The organism is Thalassospira sp. ER-Se-21-Dark, assembly GCF_017922435.1.
Taxonomy (GTDB): Bacteria; Pseudomonadota; Alphaproteobacteria; order Rhodospirillales; family Thalassospiraceae; genus Thalassospira.
Genome location: NZ_VDEZ01000001.1, coordinates 1,043,336 through 1,069,369, shown reverse-complemented (window position 1 = coordinate 1,069,369; position 26,034 = coordinate 1,043,336). Strand labels below are relative to the sequence as shown.

Sequence of the window (26,034 nt, the reverse complement as noted above, 5' to 3'; positions counted from 1 at the left end):
ACCCGCCGAGAAACATTACACTGGGTGTATTGTGCACCTGTATGTCAGATTGCTTGCCCGGAGTATGATGGTATGCGATTTTTAAGCCATCTGGACGGTTGAGATATTCGGGCTTTGCAGGCTGTGGCGTCGGCAGGTCATGTGTCATCCGGGGCGTATGTCCTTGGGTGTTGATGGTTGGAGTTGCATGAGCGCGTCAGAAGTAATGACAGAAACAGTCTATCGATCAGAGCCCCAAGCGCAAGGTGGGGACTATCGGCCTGCCGTTATTTTACAGGTGCTTCCCGAACTTGATGCGGGTGGTGTGGAGCGCGGAACAGTTGATATCGCGCGCGCGATTGTCGATGGTGGTGGCAAGGCCCTTGTCGCATCCCAGGGCGGTCGGCTCGAACGCGAACTTGATCGGTTTGGTGCCAAGCACATCACCCTGCCGCTTAAATCTAAGAACATCCTGACCATGCGCAAGAATATCGATGCATTGGTCAAACTTATCCGTGAAGAGGGTGTCGATATCATTCACGCCCGTTCACGTGCCCCGGCCTGGAGTGCGTATTTTGCGGCGCGTAAGACCGGCATTCCGTTTGTGACGACCTTCCACGGCACCTACTCAGGATACAACAACCCGTTCAAGCGCCGCTATAACGCGATCATGACCATGGGTGATCAGGTGATTGCGATTTCCAAGCATATCGCCAACCACATCAACAAATACTACAAGGTCGATCCGGATCGCCTCAATATCGTGCCGCGTGGGACGAATGTGGATCTGTTTAATCCGGAAAATGTCAGTCAAGAACGTCTGATTGCGCTTTCCAACCAATGGCGCCTGAATGGTGAGGAATATGTCATCATGATGCCGGGGCGTATCACGCGCTGGAAGGGGCATAGCTTCCTAATTGGCTCGCTTCCCGCCGTTCTTGAACAACTTGGCCATCGCAAAGTACGATGTCTGATCGTCGGATCGGATCAAGGGCGGACAGGTTATCGCGAAGAGATCTTGAGCCAGACTCGCAAGCTTGGGTTGGAAGACATCGTCCATATTGTAGATCACTGCAATGATATGCCAGCAGCCTATATGCTGGCGGATGTCGTTGCCTGCCCATCAATGGAACCAGAGGCTTTTGGCCGTGTTCCTTCTGAAGCGCAGGCAATGGGGCGACCGGTTGTGTCGACGGCGCATGGTGGTGCAATGGAAACGGTTCTTCCGGGCGAAACAGGATGGTTGGTCAGTCCAGGCGAGGTTGATCAATTGTCCCGTGCTTTGGTTCAGGTTCTTAGCCTTACACCCGAAAAGCGCGCCAAACTTGCCGTTAAGGGCCGCGATCATGTAATTGCAGAATTCTCTTTGGAACAAATGGCCGAGCGGACACTAAATGTCTATGCCAAGGCGCTGAAACGGGTCATCAGGAACGCTGCATGACCGAAAATAAAACCGAAAGCATGTCCGTGAATCCTGATGATTTTTGGGTTGATGAACAGCCTGTGGAAGGGACGGAAGAGTCCAAGCGCAAACGCATCCTTGTCATCAAACTTTCTGCGCTTGGCGACGTTGTCTTGGCGATGGGTCCGTTTGCGGCCATCCGTGTCGCCCATCCAGATGCGCATATCACGGTGCTGACCACGCGGCCTTATGTTGATCTGATGAAGGCCAGCGGATTTTTTGATTCGATCGCAATCGACCGTCGCCCAAAACTGATTCAAGTGCGTGAAGTCTTGGCGCTGCGACGTTTTCTTCGGAACGGTAATTTTGACCGGGTTTATGATCTGCAGACGTCCGACCGGACCGGCTTTTATTATAAACTGTTTTGGCCGGGACCCAAGCCGGAATGGTCAGGGATTGCGCGTGGCTGCTCGCATCCGCATGCCAATCCTGAGCGCTCAAATATGCATACGATTGATCGACATGCGGACCAGCTTGCTGATGCCGGTATCAAGGATGTTCCAGCACCATACATTTCAGGGCCCGATATAGACCTAGACCGATTTGGCATTCGAAGCCCGTTTGTTCTGATCTGCCCCGGCGGAGCACCGCACCGTCCGGCGAAACGCTGGCCAGCTGAGCGGTTCGGTCTTCTTGCCAAGAAATTGGCCGATTACCGTTTGACCCCGGTTTTGATCGGAACCGATAGCGAAGCAGATGTTTTGAACCGGATTGATCAGATGTGCCCGAAGGCACGCAATCTGATGGGGCGTACCGGGTTTCTTGATATTGCATCGCTTGCAGCGCGTTCGGTTCTGGCGATTGGCAATGATACCGGTCCAATGCATATTGCAGCAGCGGCCGGAGCGCCATCAGTGGTTTTGTTTTCACGTGAGTCCGATCCAAAGCGCTGCGCACCCCGTGGGCACTCTCCCAATGCAGTCAGTATTATACGCGAGAGTGATCTACGAAAATTGACGGTAAACCGGGTGATGGATGTCATTCGTGAGCGCCTTGATCTAACCGACTAGGATTGCAGGATTTGTCTGATTTGGCGATCTCGGACAAAGGCGCGGAAAATGGCGCTTTGAGGGCGCTGTAATTGCCTAAAATCATTGCTTTCTGAACGCACGTGGATATGCTAGGTCAGGTTTCAAGGAAAACATCCCTGAACGTCCTTGCGTGTTTTTCTGTTTCTAACCGATTTGTTTGATGACCATAGGAGATTATCCATAGCACGACCACGCAAACCGATGCAGCCGACCAAGGAAGGTCCGCGCGTCAATGAGGATATCAAAGCCCGTTCCATCTGTGTTGTTGACTCTGAAGGCAACATGTCCGACCCGATGACGGTGCGTGAAGGCATTGAAATGGCAGCGGAAGCTGGACTTGATCTTGTCGAAGTCGCTCCGAATGCCGAGCCGCCAGTTTGCAAGCTGATTGATTACGGCAAGTTCAAATACGAACAAAGCAAGAAGCAGAACGAGGCCAAAAAGAAACAGAAGGTTATCGAGGTCAAGGAGATCAAACTCCGTCCGAACATCGATATCCATGACTACAACGTCAAACTGCGTGCTGCGCAGAAGTTTCTTGGCGGTGGAGACAAGGTGAAAGTCACGTTGCGTTTCCGCGGACGTGAGATGGCTCACCAGGACCTCGGTCTTGGCATGCTTCAGCGTTTTTCGGGGGACCTCGAGGACCTCGCAAAACCGGAGATGATGCCAAAGATGGAAGGTCGTGTTATGATTATGGTACTGGCGCCGCGTTAAGACGCGGCGTTTTGCCTTTTACCCCAAGGTTCAAGCCAAAGAGGGAATGCCATGCCAGTCGGAAATGATCTTTTGATCGTGGGCGTCGATGATGACCCCAAAAGTCTGGTTCTCCTGAAACGAATCGTCGAAAGCGGCGGGTTTACGTTTCAGGGTGTTTCCTCTGGCAAGGATCTTCTTAAACTTCTCAAGACCAAACGTCCGCGCATCATCCTGATGGATATCATGATGCCTGACATGAACGGGTTCGAGACCGCGATTAATGTCCGGACCCAGTTCCCCGATCTGGCCTGTGCAATCATTTATGTCACGGCGCGACAGGGTGAAGAAGACCTGCGGGGTGGTGTTGCCGCCGGCGGCAATGATTTCGTGCTGAAACCGATCAATCGTGAAAAGCTTATGAGCCGAATCGAAAAATGGATCGGTCGGGCACATACCATCAAGACCGCAATCTGACCGTTGCCTGAAGCCTAATTGTGTTTTCGGCCATTCTTTCTGAACTCAGGTTGTTGTGCCCCTTTTACTGGCCAAGCCACCCGACAATCGTCTCAATATAGACCGAGAACATAGAGAAGCTGACGACGCCAAGTGCGGTGGTTACCAGCACGATCGAGGAACTTCGCACGATATAGCGGTCATAGGTCGTTGCTATCACGAACACATTTCCCGCTGTTGGAAGGGCTGCCAGTAATAAGACGGCCTTTGTTTCAAGCCCGCTTGCTGAGCCAACAATCCAAAACCCGATAAATACTGCAATGGGGTGCACAATCAGTTTGGCAACCGACATGGTGGCAAGTTCGGCGCGCTTTTCGGCAATTGGTCGCCCAACCAGCGCAACGCCAATGGCAAACAATGCCGCCGGACCTGCACTTTGCCCCAACAAGTCCAGCAAGTAGTCAACGCCGTCGGGCCAATCCAGATCAAGCAAACTTGCAAGCACGCCGATGATAATTGCAAGTACAACCGGGTTCGTCAGGGTGCCTCTTATGATCTTGCCGGTCGGATGGCTGCCCTTTGCGTGCTTTGTCCCTTCCAGCAACAAAAGGGAGAGCGGCAACATCACAATCAAATCAACTGCGAGCGCGACGATCAGCGGCACAGTCGCCAGAGGGCCAAGCAAACCGATGATAAGCGGGAGCCCCATGAAGCCGACATTGCCCATGGTTCCGGCAAAGGAAAACAGCGTCTGGCTGGCCGGATCAAGATCGAACACGCGCGAGGCGATGAGCCGCGAAATGCCATAAACCACAAGAGTACCACCGCCATAGGCGAGGATGATGTCAGGCTGCCAAATCTCTGACGGGCTTCGGGTTGCAAGTGCCTTGAACAACAGGGCGGGCAGTGCAAAATAGAACACAAACCCGTTGATGCCGCGCATACCGTCGGGTGATACGATCTTGAACTTGCCGCCAATCCAGCCAAGACCGATCAGTGCAAAGAATGGCAAAATGATTGATGTGATTTGCGACATGTGATCAGTCAGATGGCAAAATGCGCGATGATGGATTGGGTCTGAAAAAGTGGTGCCTGCGCACAATGGCGGCTCAATGTCCCAAAAAGCAAGGGGAAAGGGCTGAATTGGCCCTTGAAAAAGGTAAAGTCGGAGTCTATAACCACCCGTCCCCAAAACAGGTGGTGAGGCTGGAAGGTTTATATAGATCCTTCAGGGCATGCCCAGCCGCCGTAGGGGATTTCGTTTTCATTGCTTTTGCAAGGATAGAAAAATGCCCAAGATGAAGACCAAAGCGAGTGCGAAAAAACGCTTTCGCCTGACCGCCAGCGGGAAAGTCCGTCACAACGTGGCAAACAAGCGCCACCTTCTGACTGCGAAACCGACCAAGATGAAGCGCCAGGCACGTGGCACGGAGATCCTCTGTGACGCAGATGCCCGCATCGTCAAAAAATTCCTGCCGTACGGTTAAGGTTGAAGGAGAGTTAAATGGCTCGTGTAAAAGGGGGCGTGTCTTCACACGCTCGTCACCGCAAGGTTATTAAGGCTGCCAAGGGTTACCGCGGTCGCCGCAACAATACTTTCCGCACCGCCGTTCAGGCTGTGGAAAAAGGTCTGCAGTATGCATACCGCGATCGTCGCGTTAAGAAACGCCAGTTCCGCTCGCTCTGGATTCAGCGTATCAACGCTGGCGCACGTGAGAACGGTCTGAGCTATTCCCAGTTCATGAATGGCCTGAAAAAGGCTGGTGTTGAACTGGACCGTAAGGTTCTTGCCGACATCGCAGTGCGTGAGCCGGAAGCTTTCAAAGCTCTGGTCACCCAGGCGCAGGCTGCACTGGACTGATAAACCTTTGTAAAAAGGTTTCATCGGCACTTGCCTGATTTGATCAGGGGCGGCCATATTGGCCGTCCCTTTTCTTTTTGTGAATTTTAAACCCAAGCCAAAGCGTCGGAAGTTATGGAAAACATCGAAGCATTGCGCGAAGAGGTTCTGGCGGAAGTCGAAAAGGCAGCGGATCTGGCAGCCCTTGAAGACGTCCGTATCAGCGCCCTTGGCAAGAAAGGCCGCATTACCGGCCTGATGAAAAACCTTGGCAAGATGAACCCTGACCAGCGTCGTGAATTTGGTCAGACGCTTAATGCCGTCAAGGACCAGGTCGCTGGCGCAATCGAAACCCGTAAAACTGCCCTTGAGGATGCTGCCCTCGAGGCGCGTCTGTCGGGCGAGCGGATTGACGTCACCCTGTCCTCGCGTCCGGATGAAACCGCGGGCCGCATTCACCCGATCAGCCAGACGATTGATGAAATCGTCTCGATCTTTGGCGAAATGGGCTTTGCCCTGGCCGAAGGCCCGGATGTTGAAGACGACTTCCATAACTTTACCGCGCTGAACATTCCGCCGGAACACCCCGCGCGTGAAATGCAGGACACCTTCTATCTGCCCGAACAGGAAGATGGTTCGCGCCTTGTGCTGAGAACGCACACCTCGCCGGTGCAGATCCGGACCATGCAGTCGAAAACTCCGCCGATCCGCATCATTGCGCCGGGTCGTACCTATCGCTCTGACAGCGACATGACCCACACACCGATGTTCCATCAGGTCGAAGGTCTGGTCATCGACAAGAAAACCCATATGGGTCACCTCAAGGGCTGCCTGCTTGAGTTCGTCAAAACCTATTTCGAACTTGATGATGTGCCGGTCCGCTATCGTCCAAGTTTCTTCCCGTTCACCGAGCCGAGTGCCGAAATGGATATCGGTTGTTCGCGCAAAGGTGGGGAGCTCAAGATTGGTGAAGGCGACGACTGGCTGGAGATTCTTGGCTGCGGCATGGTTCATCCGCGCGTGCTGAGCGCCTGCGGCCTTGATCCCGAAGAATATCAAGGCTTCGCCTTTGGTATGGGGATCGAACGTATCGCCATGCTGAAATACGGCATTCCCGATCTTCGCACCTTCTTCGATACCGATCTGCGCTGGCTGAAACATTATGGTTTCGTGCCGCTGGATGTACCGAACATGGTAAGGGGCTGAGATAATGAAATTCACACTGAATTGGCTGAAACAGCACCTTGATACCGATGCGTCGATTGAGGTGGTTGCAGAAAAACTGACCGATATCGGTCTTGAAATCGAAGGCGTGACCGACCGCGCGGCAGCCCTTGCCGACATCCGTGTCGCCCACATTGAAGAAGCAGGCCAACATCCCGATGCTGACCGCCTGAAGCTTTGCCGGGTTAATACCGGCGAAAAGATCATTCAGGTCGTTTGTGGTGCGCCGAATGCCCGTACGGGACTTAAGGTCGCATTGGCACAGCCGGGCGCGATCATTCCGATTGATGGTTCCAAACTGAAACCGGGCAAAATCCGTGGTGTTGAAAGTCAGGGCATGATGTGCTCCACCCGTGAGCTCTGCCTTGGTGAAGACCATGACGGCATCATCGAACTGCCTGAAGATGCTGAAATCGGTGCACCGGTTGCGTCTGTCCTTGGTGCGGATGATCCGATCCTTGAAATCGGTCTGACACCGAACCGCCCGGATTGCACCGGTGTTCGCGGGATCGCCCGCGATCTGGCGGCTGCGGGCATCGGAACGCTTAAGGCCGATCCGCGCCAAGAGCCGGTTACTGGTGCGTTTGACAGCCCGATTGGCGTTACGATTAGCGGCGATATTGACACCAACAATGCAGTTCCGGCCTTCTATGGCCGTTACATCCGCGGTGTGAAAAACGCCGAAAGCCCGGAATGGCTGAAAGCCCGTCTGGAAGCCATCGGTCTGCGTCCGATTTCCGCACTGGTGGATATCACCAACCTAGTGACTCATGACCTTGGTCGTCCACTGCATGTGTTTGATGCCGACAAACTGTCGGGCGACATCAATGTGCGTTATGCGACCAATGGCGAAAAGATCGCAGCCCTTGATAACAAGGAATACGCGCTTTCCGACTCCATGGTGGTGATTGCCGATCAGGCAAAGGCACTGGGCATTGGTGGCATCATCGGTGGTGAAGAAACTGGCTGCCTTGAAGAAACGACCAATGTGTTTGTCGAATGCGCACTGTTCGATCCGATCAGCATTGCCAAGACCGGTCGTAAGCTTCAGATCAATTCCGATGCGCGCTATCGGTTTGAGCGTGGCGTTGATCCGCAGTCGGTTGCCTGGGGCATCGAAGTTGCCACCCATCTGATCACCGAGATCTGTGGGGGTGAAGTATCCCATGTCGTCAAGGCTGGCGAAGTACCAAATCCGCGCAATGCCTTTGATCTGCGAATTGATCGTATTCGTGAGCTGGGCGGCGTTGCCGTTGAAGCAGATCGTGCGATTGAAATCCTGAAATCGCTGGGCTTTGAGGTTAGCGGTTCTGCACCGGTTATTAACGCCGTCGCACCGACCTGGCGTCCGGACATCATCGGTGAAGCCGATCTGGTCGAGGAAGTGCTGCGCATTGTCGGTTATGACAAAATCCCGACTGTCCCGCTGGAACGTGAGACCAGCCTGCCGGTTCCGGCCTTGTCGCCGTTCCAGAAACGTGTTGGTTTGACCCGCCGAGTTCTGGCATCGCGCGGTCTTTATGAAACCGTGACCTGGTCATTTACCGACTCGCGTTGGGCCAAACTCTTTGGTGAACTCAAAGACGGTCTGTATCTGGCGAACCCGATCAGTTCCGACCTTGATATCATGCGCCCGAACGCCCTGATCAACATGATTGCGGCGGCCGGTCGTAACCAGGCCCGTGGTTTTTCCGATCTGGCGCTGTTTGAAGTTGGTCCGGAATTCTTTGGCGATCAGCCGGGCGATCAGCGTCTGGTGGCCGCAGGCTTGCGTTCCGGTGCAACAACTCAGCGCAGCTGGACCGGTTCGCGTCGTGATGTCGACGTGTTTGATGTTAAGGCCGATGCCGAAGCCCTGATCGAAGCACTGGGTACCAGTGCCGCCAATGTTCAGGTCAATACCGATGGTGCGCCGGAATGGTATCACCCGGGCCGTTCGGCAGCCCTGCAGTTGGGTCCGAAAAATGTTCTGGGCTATTTCGGCGAATTGCATCCGAAGGTGCTTAAGGCGCTTGGCGTCAAAGGTCGCGTTGTCGCGTTTGAACTGTTTGTTGAAAACGTTCCGATGCCAAAGAAAAAGGGCACGGCCCGTCCTGCCTTGAACGCATCAAGCTTCCAGTCGGTCGAACGTGACTTTGCCTTCCTGCTTGATGAAGGTGTGAAGGCAGAGGCGATCATCAAGGCCGCCAAAGGTGCCGATCGCAATCTGATCACGGATGTGACGATCTTTGACCTTTATGCTGGCAAGGGGATTGAGGATGGCAAAAAGTCACTCGCCTTCTCGATCATCTTGCAGCCGACCAAGGCAACCCTGACCGAAGAAGAAATCGAAGCGGTCTGCAAAAAGGTTGTCGAAGCGGTTGAAAAAGCCACGGGTGGCTCTCTACGCGCCTGATCTTTCGCCAAAGATACGAATAAAAACGGGCTGCTCCAATGTTGGGCAGCCCGTTTTGTTTGTGGACCATCGGTCAAATTTACCGACCGGGGCGTTTGCGCAGGATGGCGTATTCGTCCTCATCCAGATCAAGCGCGATCAGATCCGGCCCATTGGTAAAGACATGCCATTCCATATCGGTGTCGTCGCATTCGATGGTCAGCTGATCGACCATGCTGTTCCATTCACAACGTTCACGATCATCATCGGCTTCCATTCGACCTGTACCATCGTCATAAAGATGCATGACCAGAAGCTGTTCATCCTCGTCAATTGAATAGACGGCATATGTTTCGTTTGCAAAACGGTAATTGATTTCAGCGCCATCCAGCCGGCGCCACCCCCGCGGCAGCGGCTCGCCCGGTTCATGTTCGGCAAAATAAAAAGCCAGTTTCTGCATGTGGCTGTCATTCATGGTGCGCATGTCTGATCCACATGCGCTGAGCGCCAAAAGGGCCAGCATCACCGGAACAGATTTGAATACAGGGCGGGACAGGATCATGGTCTTGAACATCTAACGCTCCATAACAGGCACAGGGCAGCTTTTACCTGTCTGCCCGTCTAACTCTCAGTCTCAAGCAATATGCTTGCCATGCTGCCATGTACTGAGCCGTTCAAGGATTGTTTTGCCCAATGCGTGATGCCTCGGCGTGGTAAACCCGAAGCGTAAAGATGATGGTCGTGCCCGGGTCACTGAGCGGTCGGCTGGTATCAAGCCAGATGCGGCCGCCATGCTGTTCAACGATCTTGCGGCACAGAGACAGGCCAAGTCCCGTTCCGGAAAACTCGTCCTTATGCAGGCGCTGGAACAGGCGGAAAATCCGTTGTGCATGTTCGGGGTGAATGCCAATGCCGTTATCGCGGACTGAAAAACGCCAATAGTCGCGCATCACCGGGTCGGGTTCGACCGTAATGGAAATATGCGGTGATACGCCGGGGCGGCGATACTTGATGGCATTGGATAAAAGGTTCTGGAATAGCCGCGACAAGGCAATCCGGTCACCTTTGACGGTCGGAAGATCGTCATGGGTGATGGTCGCATGTTCACGGCCAATCACGTCCTTGAGGTCCGCTTGCGCCTCGTTTAGCACCTGATTGCAGTCAATCGGTGCGAAATCTTCGCGCGTACCGGTCTTGGCATATTCAAGGAGGTGGCTGATCAGCTTGTGCATGCGCTTGGCACCATCGACAGCAAAGTCGATATATTCGTCGGCTTCCTGATCAAGGCTGCCGCTGTAACGCTGCTTGAGAAGTTGCGTATAGCTGGCGACCATGCGCAGTGGTTGCTGCAAATCGTGGGACGCCACATAGGCAAATTGTTCGAGGTCTTCGTTGCTGCGCTTGAGCTGATCAAGTGTGTCGCGCAGCTTGTTGGCATTTTCGACAAACTCCGTCACATCACGCGCACTGCAAAAGATCATCTCGTCAAACGGGCCCACGCAATGCCAGGCCAACCAGCGAACATTGCCCTTGCGGTCGAGTACGCGCAGGATTGATTTGCCATCACTGATCGTCGCAGTGCCGTTTTTCTGGCGCATGGCCGTCATCGCGGTTTGTTGGTCCTCGGGAACGAACAGCATAAAGAAAGGTTTGTTGACGATGTCATGCACCGGCAACCCCATCAGCTCTTCCAGGGCGGGGCTGAACCCCTTAAGGATGCCGTCCTGATTGACCACAATGGCTGGTTCCGGCGTATGGCGCAGGTAGGTTTCAAACGGATGGCACAGTTCCTGTTGTGCCGCAGTTTCCAGAAGCAAAACCGAAATAAATTCCCGATTGTCTTCGCTGTAGCGATGCGCCATCAGATAGAAACGCTGCATCTGGTTTCTGGCAGTGCGGATATCGACCATCGTGCCAATCCGGGCATCCTGCCAGACATTGTCAATCAGCGGTCCGCGAAGCTTTGTGCGGGATTCCGATGACAACCGGTCAAGAAAATCCGTCATGGTCGGTTCGATGTTTTCCGCTGTCGGACCAAGGATTTCCGGCCAGTTCAGTTGCGCCGTCAGTTTTCCGTCGGTGGTCTCCACCGGCCAGCTGATCACGGCACAGCCGCATTCCGCCAAGGTATTTTCCGTATCGCTGAAATGTTCGGCAAGATGGGCAGCACGCATGTGCTGCCGTTTGAGGCGATGCCACAACCAGACCGCCAGGCCACAAAGAATGGTCATCGCCATGACAAACATCAGCGCGTGCAGGATAAAAGCATCGCGCCAGTTATTCAAAAGCGCGCTGCGCGGCGTATAGGCCACCACTATCCGGTTGATTTGTGGCAGTTTGCTATAGGCCAGAACCATGACTTCGCTGCTGTGAACACAGACCAGGGAATCGCGATCAGTTTGTTGGGTACTGATATAGTCGCCCAGATCGCCGATCAGATGCGGCGGGATAAAACCCTTGATCTGGTTAAGCTGGTTATCAAGCAGACCAACGGTAATATCGGAATTGTCCGCCACGATCTTTTGCAGGTCGACATCATTATGAAGCAACAACATCGATCCCAACCGAAAGGCGGTTGCTTCAAGTTGGGCACTGGCGTGTTCGACCGCGCTGTCATAAAGCGTTTTCTGAATGAAAAAGAAGGAAAACAGCAGGACAAACACACCCGTCAGCGTCAAGGCGGCAAGCCGTTTGCGCAACTTGACAAGACTGCGCCGGGACAGGGATGGCTCGATTGACATTATGAACATGTTATTGGCGTGCCCCTGCCAGACAGAGTTATGGTTTCCTCAACCTTGAAATTTAAGACCTTTTCGCGCGGTTGAAAAGGATGCAAACAAATGAATGTAAGCGTTAAAGGCTTGTTTTGTGATGCACCTGACATCTCGTGACCAGGACCCTTAACGTGATCACGTTTCGGTAAGTGATGGCCGTGCCAGACTGCAGGTTATTCACAGACGCCGTGAACATAACACAACGCTTCTAATTCCTTGCAAAAACCCCTATAAACCCGCTGGTGATTGATCCGGGATATATCAGAACCGATTTCCCGAACGATGCAATGATCACGCAATGCTGGTTTTTCCGATCGTGCTCTTTCGCATCCGTGATGCGATAAGGCCTGATGTCGCTGCCGAAATTGGCTGGCCGACGGGGCAGGGGATATTGGAAAGAATGCGATTTGCGCGTTATGTATCAACCGGGTATCTGGTGATCACACCGTTTCGAAACAATGTGCCACGCGGCGAAATGCCAGCCAATTTTAGTGCCAGAAGCAGCCAAAAATGACTGACCTTAAGAACATTCGTAACTTTTCGATCATCGCCCATATCGACCACGGTAAATCAACCCTGGCCGACCGCCTGATCCAGTTGACCGGTGGCCTGACCGAACGTGAAATGGCCGATCAGGTTCTCGATTCGATGGATATCGAACGTGAACGTGGCATCACCATCAAATCCCAGGCCGTGCGACTGAAATACACCGCCAAGGATGGGCAGGAATATACGCTCAACCTGATGGACACGCCGGGTCACGTTGACTTTGCCTATGAAGTGTCGCGCTCGCTCGCAGCGTGCGAAGGATCGCTTCTGGTGGTTGATGCAGCACAGGGTGTTGAAGCCCAGACGCTTGCCAACGTCTATCAGGCGATTGAAAACAATCACGAGATCGTCCCGGTCTTGAACAAGGTCGACCTTCCGGCAGCCGAACCCGATCAGGTCAAGGAACAGATCGAAGAAGTGATTGGCATCGATGCGTCTGATGCTGTGATGATCTCGGCCAAAACCGGCCTGGGCGTGCCTGACGTGCTTGAAGCACTGGTGCATCGTCTTCCGGCGCCGACAGGTGATGCGAACGCACCGCTTGAAGTTCTTCTGGTTGATAGCTGGTATGACACCTATCTCGGTGTGATGATTCTGGTGCGCGTGAAGGAAGGCACCCTGAAAAAGGGTCAGAAAGTCCGCTTCATGAACGCCAAGGTCACCCATCAGATCGAACGCGTTGGTGTGTTCACGCCAAAGCCGCTTGCGATTGATGAAATGGGGCCGGGCGAAATCGGCTTTATCAACTGCGGTATGAAAACCGTGGCGGAATGTGAAGTCGGTGACACGATTACCGAGGAAAAACGTCCCTGCGCCAAGCCGTTGGCCGGCTTCAAACCGTCCATCCCGGTTGTGTTTTGTGGCATTTTCCCGGTGGATACCAGCGAATATGAAGTGCTGCGCGATGCGCTTGAAAAGCTGCATCTCAATGACGCGTCCTTCCAGTTCGAGCCGGAAAACTCGACCGCACTTGGTCTTGGTTTCCGTTGTGGTTTCCTGGGTCTTTTGCATCTGGAAATCATTCAGGAACGTCTGGAACGCGAGTTCGAGCTTGATCTGATCACCACCGCACCGTCGGTGTCCTACAAGATCACGCTGAGCAAGGGCGAAGAAATCCTGCTGCATAACCCGGCTGATTTCCCGGACGTTACCAAGATCAAGGCCATTGAAGAACCATGGATCAAGGCATCGATCATGGTGCCGGACGAATATCTTGGCGGCATCCTGACCCTTTGCACCGAACGCCGTGGTGTTCAGCTTGATCTGACCTATGTCGGCAACCGGGCAATGGCGGTCTACAAACTGCCGCTCAACGAAGTGGTGTTTGATTTCTATGACCGTCTGAAATCGATTTCTCGCGGCTATGCCAGCTTCGATTACGAAATTGCCGGTTATGATGAAAGCGATCTGGTAAAGGTTTCCATCCTTGTGAACGAAGAACCGGTTGATGCATTGGCTCTGATGGTGCACCGTTCGGCGGCTGAATACCGTGGTCGTGAGATTTGTAAGCGTCTTAAGGACCTGATCCCGCGCCAGATGTTCCGCATCGCCATTCAGGCCGCCATCGGCGGCAAGGTGATTGCCCGTGAGACCGTTTCTGCCCTGCGTAAGGACGTTACGGCAAAATGTTACGGTGGTGACGTTTCGCGTAAACGCAAGCTGCTTGAAAAACAGAAGGCCGGTAAGAAAAAGATGCGTCAGTTCGGCAAGGTCGAAATTCCGCAATCGGCCTTTATCAACGCGCTCAAGATGGGCGACGACAAGTAAGCCGAAATTACGATTTCGAAACAAAGGCTGTATCACATTGTTGATGTAGCCTTTTTCTTTGCTGTTTTCAGAGGCTAACGTGCTGCGCTATGGATGGACGCAGCCCAACCAATTGCCCAAGGAGTCTCCCGATGGATCTGGAATTGCTCGCCAAACAGGAAGAAATTCTGGTGTTTGACCGCTTTGATGAAGACACCGCCTGGTCAATCGGCTCCAAACTGGTCGGCGTCGCACAGGCCAAAAACGCCCCGGTTGCCATCAATATCCGCACCCCGGACCGCACCCTGTTTCACGCATCCCTTGCCGGTGCCAAACCGGCCAACGATGCGTGGGCACGTCGTAAAAGCAATCTGGTGCTACGTGAACATCAAAGCTCGATGCGCTTTGGGGCGGAGCTTAAGGCCAAGGGCAAATCCCTTGCTGATCACGGGATCGATTTTGCCGACTATGCCGATCACGGCGGCAGCTTCCCGGTCCGTGTTGCCGGTGTCGGCGTGATTGGCGCGATTACAGTATCCGGCCTCGCATCGCACGAAGATCACGGCATGATCGTGAGCGTTTTGGCCGAGCACCTTGGCGTTTCGGTTAAGCTCTAAGACACAGCCGAACCTCTGGACGCTATATGTGCGAGATACTACTTGACGTCGAACGGCGAAGCCGCGCAAGAGGCCAAGCTTACTCTTCCAGAATAGCCTCAACCTTGCGGGACACCCATTTTGATATGATGGTCGAACCGGCGACCAAAAGGCCGATCGCAACGGCTGTACCAATGACAATGATGAAGCTGCCTGCAGAACGTCCATGCATCATCATCTGAAAGGTGGTTTGGAATGTCACCATCATCAGTAAGGTGCCAAGCAGAAGCGTACCTGAACCAAACAGCATCAGTTTGCGCATATTCATTTTTCGGCGGCTGTTCGGTTGGTCGTCCGGATTCTGATCGCTCATTTCGTTCCCCTGATGGTGATATGTGCGAATTCTACTCTTGGTAGAATTTTGCAGCCTGTCATGATTGAGCCCCGAGGGCCAGAGACAAAGTTTCTTTTGTCCGGTACCTGTGATGTCACCAGTTTGGCAGGAACAAGCTTTAGTACTTTAAAAGGGTCAGGGATCGTCGCGCTTAATCAAAATGCTCGATCTCCGGATCAATTCCGGCAAAGCTCGGCAGTGCTGTGCGCATCCAAAGATGCTTTTTGGCCTTGAACCGGCTTGGGTCATCAAAGGTGCCCAATCGGAAATCGATGAAGCTGTCGTCATCGCCCTTGCGCCAGGTAACGCTTGATCCGCATGTCGGGCAAAATCCGCGATACTTGCCAGGCGAACTTTCATATTCGCGCGGCTTGCCATCCCATATGACGGCGTTGGTCGGGAACGCGACAAAGGTCGAAACACCCGAACCGCTATCCTTACGACACATGCCGCAATGGCAGTGATTGCCGCCAATCGGTTCCCCGGATGCAACAAAGCGCACCGCGCCACAAAGACAACCTCCACGATGTTCGGGATGTTTTGTGGTCATGGTGCGCTTCCTTGAAAACTTTGACCAAATGTCAGGTTATTCGTTCGGAACACCCGTCGTGGTCGAATATTCGAAGTGGAATTCCTTGTCCGGGAACATATAGGCGCGTGCGGCGTGGATCGCACTCGCACCCTCGGCAAAGCCCGACAGGATCAGTTTAAGCTTGTGCTCATAGGTCGCGATATCGCCAATGGCAAAGATGCCCGGGACGGATGTTTCCATCGTCGCCTGTTTCACGCCGATATGGTTCTTCTCAAGATTAAGGCCCCAATCGGCAATTGGACCGAGTTCCATGGCAAGGCCAAAGAACGGCAGAAGGTGATCGGCTTCAAGTTCCCGCTCTTCGCCCTTGAGCGTCGCTACAACCACGTGCGACAGAATGCCATTTTCACCCTTAAGACCTTTAAGCTGATAGGGGATGACCAACTCGATCTTGCCCGCCTCGGCCAGCGCCTGCAGTTTTGCACTGCTGTCCGGGGCGGCACGGAATTTCGGGCGACGATGAACCACCATCACCTTGGCGGCGATATCATGCAGGGACAATGCCCAGTCCACAGCCGAGTCACCGCCACCGGCAATCACGACGTTCTTGCCAGCAAAGTCGGCACGACGTTTTACGTAATACTGAACGCCACCCGATCCTTCATACTCTTCAAGACCATCCATCGGCGGTTTGTTCGGGCCAAAGGCACCGCAACCCGCCGCAATCACAACCGCACCGGCATCAATCACAGTGCCCTTCGTGGTGACCAGCGTGAAACGGCCATCATCGCGTTTTTCAAGCTTGGTGACCTGCTGACCCAGATGATAGGTCGGCTCGAACGGGTCAGCCTGTTTGGCAAGTTCGTGAATAAGGTCCTGACCGGCGATCTGCGGATGGGCCGGAATGTCGAAAATCGGCTTTTCCGGATAAAGCGCGCTGCACTGGCCGCCGACCATATCAAGCGCGTCAATCACATGGGATTTAAGCCCCAGCATACCGGCTTCGAAAACCGCAAAAAGCCCGACCGGGCCTGCGCCAATAATGGCAATATCTGTGCTATGCGATGCGTCTGACATACTTATTCCATCCAAATAAAATCAAATTTGGGTAGGGGGCTGCCCCCAAGCCCGGCGGTGTGCGGGATTTCTTATGCAGCGAGATAGCATCTGGAACACGATATCGCAATGTAAACCGGCCTTTTTCCGGGTTTGCACCGTGATTTGAACCACAGGCCTCGATCGGCTTCGCAAAATCATTGCGAAGTGCCACATCAACCCCCTAAAACGGAAGGCAAGAGCCATTCAAAAGACGGACATTATGACCAAGACAGTCACTGTCAGCGATCAGAACGGGACCGAAGCCCTCGCCGCCAAACTTGCCGCTGTAGCCAGGGCAGGGGACGTGATTTTGATGCATGGGACACTCGGCATGGGCAAAAGTGCCTTTTGCCGTGCCTTCATTCGGGCTGTGGCCGATAACCCGCATGAAGAAGTTCCCAGTCCGACTTTCACGCTGGTTCAGATCTATGAACTTGATCGCGTGCCAGTCTGGCATTTTGACCTGTATCGCTTGTCTGATCCCGAAGAAGTCCACGAACTTGATATCGAGGATGCCTTTTCCGATGCGGTCAGCCTGATCGAATGGCCGGATCGGTTGGAATACCTGACCCCGGAAAACCGTCTTGATATTCATATCGACCCCGGATCGACCCCTGATGGCCGCGTGTTCAAGCTTGAGCCGCATGGCGAAGAATGGGTGACGCGCATCAATGATCTGGAGGTGGATCCGTCATGAACCGCGCAAGCCCCGATCAGGAACGACGTAATGCCGAACGCCAGGATTTTCTGGTTACCTGTGGCTGGCAGACCGCGCAGGTCATGCCGTTGGTTGATGATGCCTCGGCGCGGAAATATTTCCGCCTCGAACGGCGCCATGACACCGCCCTGTTAATGGATTTTCCGCCGACGGCAATTCATGTCGATCCGCACGGTATCCATGACAACCCAGAACGCGCAGCCTCTGTCTCGCCGGTATTGCAAACCACAAACCTGTTCCAACAGGCCGGTTGGCGGGTGCCGGAAATCTATCAGGCGGATGAAAAGCGCGGCTTGGTCCTGATCGAGGATTTTGGCGATATCACCTTCACCGCGGCGCTCACCGGCAGTGCGATGCTTGATGGCATGACGCAGGATGCGCTTTACCTGCGTGCCATTGAACAGCTGATCACCCTGCATCGCTTCTGCGACGGGGGCGGGATGAATGATTGCGGTCTGGTGCGCTATGACCCGGAAAACCTGCGCCGGATGCTTGCCAGCTTCAAGGACGATTATCTGCCACTCATCATCCCGGATGCCGCCAAGCGTGAAGCGGCAAGCACGGCCTTTGATCAGCTTCTTGAAACCGTGTTGCCACTTTGCTGGCAGGTGGGCGAGGTGATCATTCACCGTGATTATCATGTTGGTAACCTGATGCTGGTTGAAAATGGTGATGGCGGTGATGATTGTGGCATCATAGATTTTCAGGACGCGGCCATTGCACCAAGGCCCTATGATCTGGCGTCGCTTCTGCGCGATGTGCGCCATGATATCGGACCGGACCTTGAGGCGCGGATGAAGGAATTCTATCTCACCGCGTTCCCTGATGTTGATCGTTCTGATTTCGAAACGGCCTATATTGCAAGCTCGATGGTGCGCAATTTCCGCATCCTTGGCCGGTTTGGCTGGCTTGCGATCAAGGCCGGAAAGACGCGCTATTTCGACTACATCCCATGCTGCTGGGACATGATCCTGCGCGGGGCGACTGATAACCTCCCTGCCCTTCAGGAATGGGTAGATGCCCATATCCCGGCCGATGCCCGCACCGCCCCGGCAATCGTCAAAACCCAGAACCTGTCAAGCAAAGAGGCACAATTATGACCGCACCGGAAACAAAGGCACAGGCCATGGTTCTGGCGGCTGGTCTTGGCAAACGCATGCGCCCGATCACCGATACCATCCCAAAGCCGTTGATATCGGTCGCGGGCAAACCGATGCTTGATCATGTGCTTGATAAACTCGCAAACGCCGGTGTCACGCAGGCGGTGGTCAATTCCCATTATCTTGGGCAACAGATCATTGATCATGTCGCCAACAGAACTGCCCCCATCATCATCACCTCGCCCGAGGAAGACCTGCTTGAAACCGGCGGCGGGGTGAAAAATGCGCTCTCGAAACTCGACGAAGACGCAATCCTGATTGCCAATGCCGATGTTTTTTGGACCGAGGGCGCTGAGCCGCTGTTTGATCGCCTGATTAATGCCTTTGACCCCGATCACATGGATGCACTTCTGGCCCTTTATCCGGTTTCGGACGGCTATGGCTATGACGGGGCAGGGGATTTCTTCTGGCAAGTGGACGGGCGCTTGAAACGGCGCGGTGATGCGCCCGAGGCCCCGTACTTCTTTACCGGGGTGCAAATATTGGCACCGCATCTGTTTGAAGACACGCCCGATGGCGCCTGGTCACTGAATGTCGTTTATGACAAGGCGCTTGCCGCTGGTCGGTGTTATGGTCTGGTACATGATGGCGGATATTTTCATATCGGCACGCCAGAGGCGCTCAAGGAGTCCGAACCTGTCATCGTAAAGGCGCTTGAAACTGAGCGCGCCAAGAAAGCCGCATCCGGGGGAGTTTGATGGCCGACCTGTTTGATTACATGGACGCGCCCGAATATGACGAAGCCTCCTTCGCCGGCGAGGTTACGCCGCCCTCAAACCTGTTTTTCATTCCGCCCGGCGTTGCCTTTGCCGATCTGATCGCCAAACAACTTATGGCGGAAACCGCCGATCAGCCAGATACCTTGCCCGACTATGTTCTGATGGTGCCCAACCGCCGATCCGCCAAGGTGATGCGCGATGCCTTTTTACGGCAGTCCCAAGGCGCGGTTACCCTGCTTCCGACCATTCGTCCGCTGGGCGAGGCGGATGAGGATGAATTGGCGATTTATGGTGCGGGTGGTGAACAGGCGGCCCTTGATCTGCCGCCCGCCATCCCCGATCTGCAGCGCAAATTGCTGCTCACCCAGCTGATCATGGGCCGCCCCGATCATCGCGGTGAAAAACCAACTGCCGATCAGGCCGCCCGCCTTGCCGGCGAACTCGCACGCTTTCTGGATCAGGTGCAAACCGAAAACTGCGCCTTTGACGATCTTAAGGGCCTGGTCCCCGAAGAATTTGCCGAACACTGGCAGCTCACCCTTGAATTCCTGCAAATCCTGACCATTCACTGGCCGGGTATTCTGGCTTCTCAGGATGTCAGTGACCGGGCTATGCGGCGCAATGCCTTGATTGCGGCACAGATTGATCTCTGGGAAGAAAACCCGCCAGAAACGCCGGTGCTGATTGTCGGCTCAACCGGCCCGTTCCCCGCCTTGCGCGACTTGATGGCGGCGGTGCTTAGAATGCCGCAGGGCCGGGTAGTTTTGCCCGGCCTTATGACAGGGCTTAGCCACGAAGACTGGGCGGCGATTGCCGATGATGCGGCCCATCCGCAACATCTTCTGGGCAAGACATTGGGCCATATTGGTCGCCATGCTGACAGTGTGCTGCCTTGGCCGGCCCTTGACGCGGAAATTGATGCCACGATTGAACGCCGCCGTCTGGCCCGCGAGGCGTTGCGACCGGCCAAGACCACCCATCACTGGCGTCACATCACCGGATTTACCCCGGATGTGATGGATGGCGTTTTGCGTGTGGATTGTTCGGGTGCGCGTGAAGAGGCAACCACCATTGCCCTTATGATGCGCGAGGCTTTGGAGCATCCCGAAAAGACCTGCGCGCTGGTAACACCAGATCGTGGCCTTGCCCGTCGCGTGGCGACGGAACTCCGCCGGTGGGAGGTCGAAATTGATGACTCGGCCGGTATCCCGCTGCATGACACGGCACCGGCGATTTATCTGCGCCTTGTCGTGCGGGCGGTGCAGGAAGAATTCGCGCCCGTTCCGTTGCTGGAACTGCTTAAACATCCATTGTCGGCGGCGGGACTTTCACCCGAAAACTTCCGGGTTCTGACCCGATTGCTTGAAAAGGAAGTCCTGCGCGGTGCCCGACCGGGTCCGGGGCTGGATGGTTTGCAAATCGCACTTGATGGCTGGTGCGAAGATACAGTCACCCGCATTAGCACGTCCGGATCAGATAGCGTGACGGGCCGGATTGAGCGCATCCGTGATGATCATGCGCGCCTTAGTGATCTGGTCACCCGCATCAAAACCTGCCTTGATCCGATTGATGATCTGAACGGCGATAACGCTCATGCGCCAGTTCATCTGCTGCGCAGTCATGTTGCGGCGGCCGAGGCACTGGCAGCCAGCGACACCCAAACCGGCGCTGATCGCCTGTGGCGCGGCGAAGCAGGCGAGGCATTGGCGGATTTCGTCCATGAATTGCTTAATGCGCTGACGGATTTTGCGCCGATGCCGGGTAATCGGTATAGCGCGTTTCTCGATGCCCTGATGGCGGATCGCGCCGTGCGTCCGCGTTACGGCAAACATCCGCGCCTCTTTATCTGGGGCACGGTTGAAGCCCAGATGCAGCAGGCCGACCTGACCATTCTGGGGGGCCTTAATGAAGGTGTCTGGCCACCCGAAGCCGGGGCCGATCCGTGGATGAGCCGCCCGATGCGGCGCAATTTCGGTCTGCCAGCGCCTGAACACCGGGTCGGGCAATCAGCACATGATTTTCAGCAACTGTTTTGTTCGCCTGATGTGGTGATGACCCGTGCATTGCGTATCGAGGGCACGCCGACTGTGCCGTCACGCTGGTTGTTACGGATTGAAAACATTCTGCGCAAATCGCGCGTTTTGATGGAAAAACCCGACGCCACCGAGTGGCGTGCACTGGCTGATCTTATTGATGAACCGGCCTCAAGCATGCGGATCAAGATCGGACGCCCGGCCCCCAAACCGCCTGTATCGGCGAGGCCGGATCGATTGTCGGTCACCCAGATCGAAACGTGGATGCGTGATCCTTACGCTATCTATGCCCGTCATATCCTTGGCCTGCGCAAGCTCGATGGTATCGACGAAGATCCCGGTGCAGCCGATTACGGCAACCTGATTCACGACGCCCTTGATCAGTTCATCGCCCGCCATCCCGAACATTTGCCACCGGATGGCGAACATGAATTGCTGATCATTGGTCGCGAAGTGTTCAAACCGCTTGCCGCGCGCCCCGGTCTTTGGGCCTTCTGGTGGCCACGGTTCGAGCGCATCGCCAAATGGTTCATCCAGACCGAAGCAGCGCGCCGCGATGCCGTGCGTAAATCCTATACCGAACAATCCGGAACCCTTGATACCAGCAGCGGTTTTCAGGTCTATGCCCGTGCTGACCGCATTGATCAGCTGCGCGATGGCGGGATTGCGATCATTGATTATAAAACCGGCGCACCACCCAGTCAGGGCGACGTTGCCAACGGGTTTGCGCCGCAATTACCCCTTGAAGCCGCCATCGCCGAAAAGGGCGGTTTTGGCGATGTGCCCGCCGGTCCCCCGGCCAGCATGGCGTTCTGGAAACTCTCGGGCGGGGATCCGGCAGGTGAGATCGTTGAAATCAATACAGGCCGCATGAAAACCACGCCAGCAGAGCTTGCCCACGCGGCCGTGGATGGTGTGAATGGGCTGGCGGCGGCCTTTGCCGATCCCGATACGCCCTATCTCAGTGTTCCGCATCCCGATCATGCGCCGAAATATTCCGACTATGTCCATCTTGCCCGCCTGCGTGAATGGATGGGCAGCGAGGATATCGAAGAGCTTGATGATGCTGATGATGGTGCGGAGGGCGATGTGTCATGACCGAAATGCGCGGAACCGATCCCAATGTCCTGCAGCGCAATGCATCTGACCCGACGGCATCTGTCTGGGTGTCGGCCTCGGCAGGTGCCGGGAAGACCAAGGTGCTGTCTGATCGCGTCTTGCGCCTGATGCTTTCGGGCACCGAGCCACATCGTATTCTGTGTCTGACCTTCACCAAGGCCGCGGCGGCCGAGATGGCCAACCGTGTGAATGAACGATTGGGTCTGTGGGCCACCATGGAGGATCGCGACCTTCAGGCCGATCTCGCCAACCTTGCCGGTGCAGCACCCAGTGCCGATGAAACCATCCGCGCAAGGCAGCTTTTTGCCCGTGTGCTGGATGCACCGGGCGGAATGAAAATCCAGACCATTCATGCCTTCTGCCAGTCGCTGTTGCGCCGCTTCCCGCTCGAAGCCGGTTTGGCGCCGCATTTTGAAATCATGGATGACCGCACAGCGGCTGAAACCATGGCCGATGTGCAGGAAGAGGTTCTGGCATTCGCCCGCACCGGTCGCGATGATGATCTGGCCCATGCCCTGTCTGTCGTCACTGGACAGGTCCGCGAAGGTGCGTTTGGGGAAGTCATGAGCGAGCTTGCCCGCGAACGTGGTCGCCTTAAACGCATGCTGGCCAATCTTGGCGGGGCCAATCGCATGCGCGATGCGGTTTATAAGGCGCTTGGCGTGCCCGTAGGGCTTGATGATGAAACCATCCTGACCAAGGCCCTTTCCGATGATGCCTTTGACCGCGATGGGTTGCTGCGCGGGCTGGCAGCGCTTGAGGCTGGAACCAAAACCGATAAGGCACGCGTCCCCGCATTGGCGCAATTCCTTGAAAAGACAACGGTCGAAGACCGCCTGGCAGTATTTAACGACTATCGCAGCGTCTTTTTCACCACGGCAGGCGAACCGCGTGCCAAGCTGATCACCAAGGCAGCAGGCGAAAATCACCCGATGGGGGCCGATGCGCTTGAACAGGAATGTGCGCGTCTGGTTGAGGTCGATCGCCAACGCAAGGCCGCCGCCATGGCCGGGGCGACATCAGCCCTGATTACCATCGGCAATGCGATGCTTGATCGCTACGCCACCAAAAAGGCCCTGCATGCCCGTCTTGATTACGATGACTTGATCCTGACCAGCTTGCAGCTTTTGCAACGTCAGGCCGGGATTGCGGGCTGGGTGTTGTTCAAGCTTGATGAAGGTCTTGATCACGTTCTGATTGACGAGGCGCAGGATACCAACCCCGAACAGTGGGAAGTTGTGCGTATTCTGGCCGAGGAGTTCTTTATCGACGCCGGGCGCTATGCCGATAAGCCCCGCACCATCTTTGCCGTCGGCGATGCCAAACAATCGATCTATAGCTTCCAGCGCGCTGATCCGGAAAAGTTCGCCGAAATGCGCCGTTATTTCCGCGAAAGGGCGCGTGAAATCGAAGCCCTTTGGCGCGAAGTACCGATGAACATCTCGTTCCGGTCCACCGATGCTGTGCTGGGCACGGTGGATCGTGTCTTTGCCGGTCCGGTGGCACGGCAAGGGGTGGGCGATGACGGGGCAGACGTGCAGCACAGCCCGTTTCGTGTCGGACAGGCCGGGCGGATTGAGCTGTGGCCAGCGGTTGAGCCCGAAGAACGCGCACCCGAAGACCCGTGGACACCGCCAACCCGCATTGTCCGCCTTGAAGATCCGGAAATTCGCCTTGCCCGCGTCATTGCCGGGCGTATTCGCCATGCAATTGATGAAAAGGAAATCCTGACGTCGCGTGGCCGTCCGGTGCGCGCAGGTGACTTCATGATCCTTGTGCGCCGTCGTACCGCCTTTGTCGATGAGGTCGTCAAGGCGCTTAAGGAACGCAATGTTCCCGTTGCCGGTGTTGACCGCATGCAAATCACCGATCAGCTTGCGGTGATGGATCTGGTGGCATTCGGGCGGTTCCTGTTAATGCCCGAAGATGACCTGACACTGGCCGAGGTGCTTAAAAGCCCACTGATCGGGCTTGATGATGATCAGCTGTTTGAAATTGCCCATAACCGGCCGAGAACCCTTTGGCATGCGCTGCGTGAAAAGGCGGCTGTGGTCGAAGACGGATCGCCGTTTGCGCGCGCCTATGCCTTTTTGTTCAAGTGGCTGGGCCGGGTTGATTACGAACGCCCGTTTGAACTTTATGCCGAATTGCTTGGCGGTCGCGGCGAGGAAGCACGTGGTGTCCGTGCCCGTCTGGTTGGTCGTCTGGGGATCGAGGCGAACGACCCGATTGACGAATTCCTCAACCTCGCCATGGGTTATGAGGCGGACCATGCACCGACGCTTCAGGGCTTCCTGCATTGGCTGATGGCGGGCGACGCCGAGATCAAGCGTGACCTTGAACAAAGCGGGCGCGATGAAGTCCGCATCATGACCGTGCATGGTGCCAAGGGGCTTCAGGCTCCCATTGTGTTCCTGCCCGATACCATGCAGGTGCCGACACAGGCCCCCAACCTGTTCTGGCAGGAAGACCGCAACCTGATGTTCTGGTTGCCGCGTGTGGCGCTTGAAACCGATCTTGTTGCACGCCTGCGCGATGATATCGCGCTTAAACGCGATCAGGAATATAACCGCCTGCTGTATGTCGCCCTGACACGCGCGGAAGACCGGCTTTACATCTGTGGTTGGCAGGGGCGGCGCAAGGCGCCTGAGCATTGCTGGTACAATCTGTGTAGCCAAGCGATGGAAGGGTACGCCAAACCGGCCCAGATTGATCTTTCGGCCTATTCCGGATCGGGATGGGAAGGCGAAGGCTGGGTCTGGGAAACCGATCAAAGTCAAGCGCCCAAACCGGACCGTTCTGATGATATTTCGGATTCAAAACAATCTGTAAAACGCCAATTAATTCGGGCAGTTGCGCCAGAAGAATCCTTCCCGCCAAAGCCACTGGCGCCCAGTCGGCCGATCGAAGACGAACCGGCTGTTCAATCGCCGCTGGGTGGCGATCAAGGGCAAAGCTTCAAGCGCGGTCTTCTGATCCATAAACTTTTGGAACTTCTGCCAGACCTGCCGGAGCAGGCCCGCCGGAAGGCTGCGGAACGCTTCCTTGCCCAACCGGTTCATGCACTTGATCCCGATCTGCAGGTCGAAATCGCCAATGAAACTCTGGGTATTTTCGATAATCCGGCCTTTGCCCCGGTCTTTGCGCCGGGATCACGGGCCGAGGTGCCGTTGGTTGGTATTGTCGGCGGGGATGTGGTTTCGGCCCAGATTGACCGGCTTGTCGTGCGCGGCGATGAAGTGATGATTGTCGATTACAAAACCAATCGTCCGCCGCCCCGCGATGTCGAAGACACGCCACGCGCCTATCGTCGCCAGATGTCGATCTATCGCGCGGCCTTGGCGCAAATGTATCCGGGCAAAAAGGTCAGGTGTTTCATTCTCTGGACCAATGGGCCGTGGATGGTAGAGTTGCCTGATCATATTCTGACTTTTGGTTAGGGAACCGACTCTGCAGAACGCCTGCTTTGACGAAGATCGCTTTCGCGCGGATCGCCCAATGCGCTTGACGTTTGCGTCAGTGCTGCCTACCTTG

At 55.3% G+C, this 26,034-nt stretch carries 22 protein-coding genes; 16 read left to right on the top strand and 6 right to left on the bottom strand.

Annotation, left to right across the window (positions count from 1 at the left end):
• Nucleotides 1–187 precede the first annotated feature (187 nt).
• The 4 genes from FHI25_RS04850 (at nt 188) to FHI25_RS04835 (ending at nt 3,645) form a co-directional block, all read left to right on the top strand.
• On the top strand, nt 188–1,420 hold the full coding sequence (locus tag FHI25_RS04850) for a glycosyltransferase family 4 protein (RefSeq protein ID WP_246878900.1): 1,233 nt from the start codon (nt 188–190) through the stop codon (nt 1,418–1,420).
• A 20-nt stretch (nt 1,421–1,440) separates the two neighbouring features.
• Complete coding sequence (locus FHI25_RS04845; RefSeq protein WP_246878970.1) at nt 1,441–2,451, top strand: glycosyltransferase family 9 protein; 1,011 nt, start codon at nt 1,441–1,443, stop codon at nt 2,449–2,451.
• Nucleotides 2,452–2,673: 222 nt separating this feature from the next.
• Nucleotides 2,674–3,189, top strand: a complete 516-nt coding sequence (gene infC / locus FHI25_RS04840) for a translation initiation factor IF-3 (RefSeq protein WP_008888578.1) — start codon at nt 2,674–2,676, stop codon at nt 3,187–3,189.
• A gap of 51 nt (nt 3,190–3,240) precedes the next feature.
• Nucleotides 3,241–3,645: a response regulator gene (locus tag FHI25_RS04835; protein ID WP_008888577.1), complete on the top strand. Its 405-nt coding sequence runs from the start codon at nt 3,241–3,243 to the stop codon at nt 3,643–3,645.
• Nucleotides 3,646–3,709: 64 nt separating this feature from the next.
• Here the strand turns inward: FHI25_RS04835 and FHI25_RS04830 are convergent, their stop codons facing one another.
• Nucleotides 3,710–4,660, bottom strand: coding sequence for an AEC family transporter (locus tag FHI25_RS04830; RefSeq protein ID WP_210515570.1), 951 nt, complete (start codon nt 4,658–4,660; stop codon nt 3,710–3,712).
• Nucleotides 4,661–4,913: 253 nt separating this feature from the next.
• On the opposite strand from FHI25_RS04830, the gene rpmI reads away from it, so the two are divergent.
• The 4 genes from rpmI to pheT all read left to right on the top strand — a co-directional run bounded on the left by rpmI (nt 4,914) and on the right by pheT (nt 9,083).
• Nucleotides 4,914–5,111 carry a 50S ribosomal protein L35 gene (rpmI, locus tag FHI25_RS04825; RefSeq protein WP_008888575.1) on the top strand — a complete coding sequence of 66 codons (198 nt, stop codon included), beginning with the start codon at nt 4,914–4,916 and terminating at the stop codon, nt 5,109–5,111.
• Nucleotides 5,112–5,128: 17 nt separating this feature from the next.
• Nucleotides 5,129–5,485, top strand: a complete 357-nt coding sequence (gene rplT, locus FHI25_RS04820) for a 50S ribosomal protein L20 (protein ID WP_008888574.1) — start codon at nt 5,129–5,131, stop codon at nt 5,483–5,485.
• A gap of 114 nt (nt 5,486–5,599) precedes the next feature.
• On the top strand, nt 5,600–6,670 hold the full coding sequence (gene pheS / locus FHI25_RS04815; protein ID WP_210515568.1) for a phenylalanine--tRNA ligase subunit alpha: 1,071 nt from the start codon (nt 5,600–5,602) through the stop codon (nt 6,668–6,670).
• 4 nt (nt 6,671–6,674) lie between these two features.
• Nucleotides 6,675–9,083: a phenylalanine--tRNA ligase subunit beta gene (gene pheT, locus FHI25_RS04810; protein ID WP_210515567.1), complete on the top strand. Its 2,409-nt coding sequence runs from the start codon at nt 6,675–6,677 to the stop codon at nt 9,081–9,083.
• A 79-nt stretch (nt 9,084–9,162) separates the two neighbouring features.
• Here pheT and FHI25_RS04805 read toward each other — a convergent pair whose 3' ends face one another.
• Nucleotides 9,163–9,636: a hypothetical protein gene (locus FHI25_RS04805; RefSeq protein ID WP_210515565.1), complete on the bottom strand. Its 474-nt coding sequence runs from the start codon at nt 9,634–9,636 to the stop codon at nt 9,163–9,165.
• Between the two features lie 100 nt (nt 9,637–9,736).
• On the bottom strand, nt 9,737–11,812 hold the full coding sequence (locus FHI25_RS04800) for an ATP-binding protein (RefSeq protein ID WP_210515563.1): 2,076 nt from the start codon (nt 11,810–11,812) through the stop codon (nt 9,737–9,739).
• A gap of 322 nt (nt 11,813–12,134) precedes the next feature.
• Here FHI25_RS04800 and FHI25_RS04795 point away from each other — a divergent pair, with 322 nt between their 5' ends.
• The 3 genes from FHI25_RS04795 (at nt 12,135) to FHI25_RS04785 (ending at nt 14,748) form a co-directional block, all read left to right on the top strand.
• The gene (locus FHI25_RS04795) at nt 12,135–12,350 is read left to right on the top strand and encodes a hypothetical protein (protein WP_210515561.1); all 216 of its coding nucleotides are present in this window, start codon (nt 12,135–12,137) and stop codon (nt 12,348–12,350) included.
• Nucleotides 12,347–14,152: a translation elongation factor 4 gene (lepA, locus tag FHI25_RS04790; protein WP_064780089.1), complete on the top strand. Its 1,806-nt coding sequence runs from the start codon at nt 12,347–12,349 to the stop codon at nt 14,150–14,152. Before FHI25_RS04795 ends, lepA begins: the two co-directional genes overlap by 4 nt.
• Before the next feature lie 131 nt (nt 14,153–14,283).
• Nucleotides 14,284–14,748 carry a heme-degrading domain-containing protein gene (locus tag FHI25_RS04785; protein ID WP_210515559.1) on the top strand — a complete coding sequence of 155 codons (465 nt, stop codon included), beginning with the start codon at nt 14,284–14,286 and terminating at the stop codon, nt 14,746–14,748.
• Nucleotides 14,749–14,827: 79 nt separating this feature from the next.
• Here the strand turns inward: FHI25_RS04785 and FHI25_RS04780 are convergent, their stop codons facing one another.
• The 3 genes from FHI25_RS04780 to FHI25_RS04770 all read right to left on the bottom strand — a co-directional run bounded on the left by FHI25_RS04780 (nt 14,828) and on the right by FHI25_RS04770 (nt 16,730).
• Nucleotides 14,828–15,100 (bottom strand): hypothetical protein, encoded by a 273-nt coding sequence (locus FHI25_RS04780; RefSeq protein ID WP_210515557.1) that lies wholly within the window; start codon nt 15,098–15,100, stop codon nt 14,828–14,830.
• 172 nt (nt 15,101–15,272) lie between these two features.
• Nucleotides 15,273–15,671 (bottom strand): GFA family protein, encoded by a 399-nt coding sequence (locus tag FHI25_RS04775; RefSeq protein ID WP_210515555.1) that lies wholly within the window; start codon nt 15,669–15,671, stop codon nt 15,273–15,275.
• A 36-nt stretch (nt 15,672–15,707) separates the two neighbouring features.
• Entirely contained in the window at nt 15,708–16,730 is a 1,023-nt protein-coding gene (locus FHI25_RS04770) for an NAD(P)/FAD-dependent oxidoreductase (RefSeq protein WP_210515552.1), read from the bottom strand.
• A gap of 241 nt (nt 16,731–16,971) precedes the next feature.
• Here FHI25_RS04770 and tsaE point away from each other — a divergent pair, with 241 nt between their 5' ends.
• The 5 genes from tsaE to addA are packed head-to-tail and all read left to right on the top strand — an operon-like array spanning nt 16,972 to nt 25,940.
• The gene (gene tsaE, locus FHI25_RS04765) at nt 16,972–17,448 is read left to right on the top strand and encodes a tRNA (adenosine(37)-N6)-threonylcarbamoyltransferase complex ATPase subunit type 1 TsaE (RefSeq protein ID WP_210515550.1); all 477 of its coding nucleotides are present in this window, start codon (nt 16,972–16,974) and stop codon (nt 17,446–17,448) included.
• Nucleotides 17,445–18,569: a phosphotransferase gene (locus FHI25_RS04760; RefSeq protein ID WP_210515542.1), complete on the top strand. Its 1,125-nt coding sequence runs from the start codon at nt 17,445–17,447 to the stop codon at nt 18,567–18,569. Before tsaE ends, FHI25_RS04760 begins: the two co-directional genes overlap by 4 nt.
• Nucleotides 18,566–19,327, top strand: coding sequence for a nucleotidyltransferase family protein (locus FHI25_RS04755; protein ID WP_210515540.1), 762 nt, complete (start codon nt 18,566–18,568; stop codon nt 19,325–19,327). Before FHI25_RS04760 ends, FHI25_RS04755 begins: the two co-directional genes overlap by 4 nt.
• Nucleotides 19,327–22,479, top strand: coding sequence for a double-strand break repair protein AddB (gene addB, locus FHI25_RS04750; protein WP_210515538.1), 3,153 nt, complete (start codon nt 19,327–19,329; stop codon nt 22,477–22,479). Before FHI25_RS04755 ends, addB begins: the two co-directional genes overlap by 1 nt.
• On the top strand, nt 22,476–25,940 hold the full coding sequence (addA, locus tag FHI25_RS04745) for a double-strand break repair helicase AddA (protein ID WP_210515536.1): 3,465 nt from the start codon (nt 22,476–22,478) through the stop codon (nt 25,938–25,940). Before addB ends, addA begins: the two co-directional genes overlap by 4 nt.
• The last annotated feature ends 94 nt before the right edge of the window (nt 25,941–26,034 follow it).

What these genes read in the sequence shown, in the direction of transcription:
- infC (WP_008888578.1), top strand. Translation starts at nt 2,674, where the DNA reads ATGCAGCCGACCAAGGAAGGTCCGCGCGTCAATGAGGATATCAAAGCC.
- FHI25_RS04755 (WP_210515540.1), top strand. Translation starts at nt 18,566, where the DNA reads ATGACCGCACCGGAAACAAAGGCACAGGCCATGGTTCTGGCGGCTGGT.
- FHI25_RS04800 (WP_210515563.1), bottom strand. Translation starts at nt 11,812, where the DNA reads ATGTTCATAATGTCAATCGAGCCATCCCTGTCCCGGCGCAGTCTTGTC.
- FHI25_RS04795 (WP_210515561.1), top strand. Translation starts at nt 12,135, where the DNA reads ATGCTGGTTTTTCCGATCGTGCTCTTTCGCATCCGTGATGCGATAAGG.
- FHI25_RS04785 (WP_210515559.1), top strand. Translation starts at nt 14,284, where the DNA reads ATGGATCTGGAATTGCTCGCCAAACAGGAAGAAATTCTGGTGTTTGAC.
- FHI25_RS04850 (WP_246878900.1), top strand. Translation starts at nt 188, where the DNA reads ATGAGCGCGTCAGAAGTAATGACAGAAACAGTCTATCGATCAGAGCCC.
- FHI25_RS04780 (WP_210515557.1), bottom strand. Translation starts at nt 15,100, where the DNA reads ATGAGCGATCAGAATCCGGACGACCAACCGAACAGCCGCCGAAAAATG.
- FHI25_RS04775 (WP_210515555.1), bottom strand. Translation starts at nt 15,671, where the DNA reads ATGACCACAAAACATCCCGAACATCGTGGAGGTTGTCTTTGTGGCGCG.
- FHI25_RS04805 (WP_210515565.1), bottom strand. Translation starts at nt 9,636, where the DNA reads ATGTTCAAGACCATGATCCTGTCCCGCCCTGTATTCAAATCTGTTCCG.
- rplT (WP_008888574.1), top strand. Translation starts at nt 5,129, where the DNA reads ATGGCTCGTGTAAAAGGGGGCGTGTCTTCACACGCTCGTCACCGCAAG.
- pheT (WP_210515567.1), top strand. Translation starts at nt 6,675, where the DNA reads ATGAAATTCACACTGAATTGGCTGAAACAGCACCTTGATACCGATGCG.
- addA (WP_210515536.1), top strand. Translation starts at nt 22,476, where the DNA reads ATGACCGAAATGCGCGGAACCGATCCCAATGTCCTGCAGCGCAATGCA.
- FHI25_RS04830 (WP_210515570.1), bottom strand. Translation starts at nt 4,660, where the DNA reads ATGTCGCAAATCACATCAATCATTTTGCCATTCTTTGCACTGATCGGT.
- pheS (WP_210515568.1), top strand. Translation starts at nt 5,600, where the DNA reads ATGGAAAACATCGAAGCATTGCGCGAAGAGGTTCTGGCGGAAGTCGAA.
- tsaE (WP_210515550.1), top strand. Translation starts at nt 16,972, where the DNA reads ATGACCAAGACAGTCACTGTCAGCGATCAGAACGGGACCGAAGCCCTC.
- FHI25_RS04835 (WP_008888577.1), top strand. Translation starts at nt 3,241, where the DNA reads ATGCCAGTCGGAAATGATCTTTTGATCGTGGGCGTCGATGATGACCCC.
- lepA (WP_064780089.1), top strand. Translation starts at nt 12,347, where the DNA reads ATGACTGACCTTAAGAACATTCGTAACTTTTCGATCATCGCCCATATC.
- addB (WP_210515538.1), top strand. Translation starts at nt 19,327, where the DNA reads ATGGCCGACCTGTTTGATTACATGGACGCGCCCGAATATGACGAAGCC.
- FHI25_RS04770 (WP_210515552.1), bottom strand. Translation starts at nt 16,730, where the DNA reads ATGTCAGACGCATCGCATAGCACAGATATTGCCATTATTGGCGCAGGC.
- FHI25_RS04845 (WP_246878970.1), top strand. Translation starts at nt 1,441, where the DNA reads ATGTCCGTGAATCCTGATGATTTTTGGGTTGATGAACAGCCTGTGGAA.
- rpmI (WP_008888575.1), top strand. Translation starts at nt 4,914, where the DNA reads ATGCCCAAGATGAAGACCAAAGCGAGTGCGAAAAAACGCTTTCGCCTG.
- FHI25_RS04760 (WP_210515542.1), top strand. Translation starts at nt 17,445, where the DNA reads ATGAACCGCGCAAGCCCCGATCAGGAACGACGTAATGCCGAACGCCAG.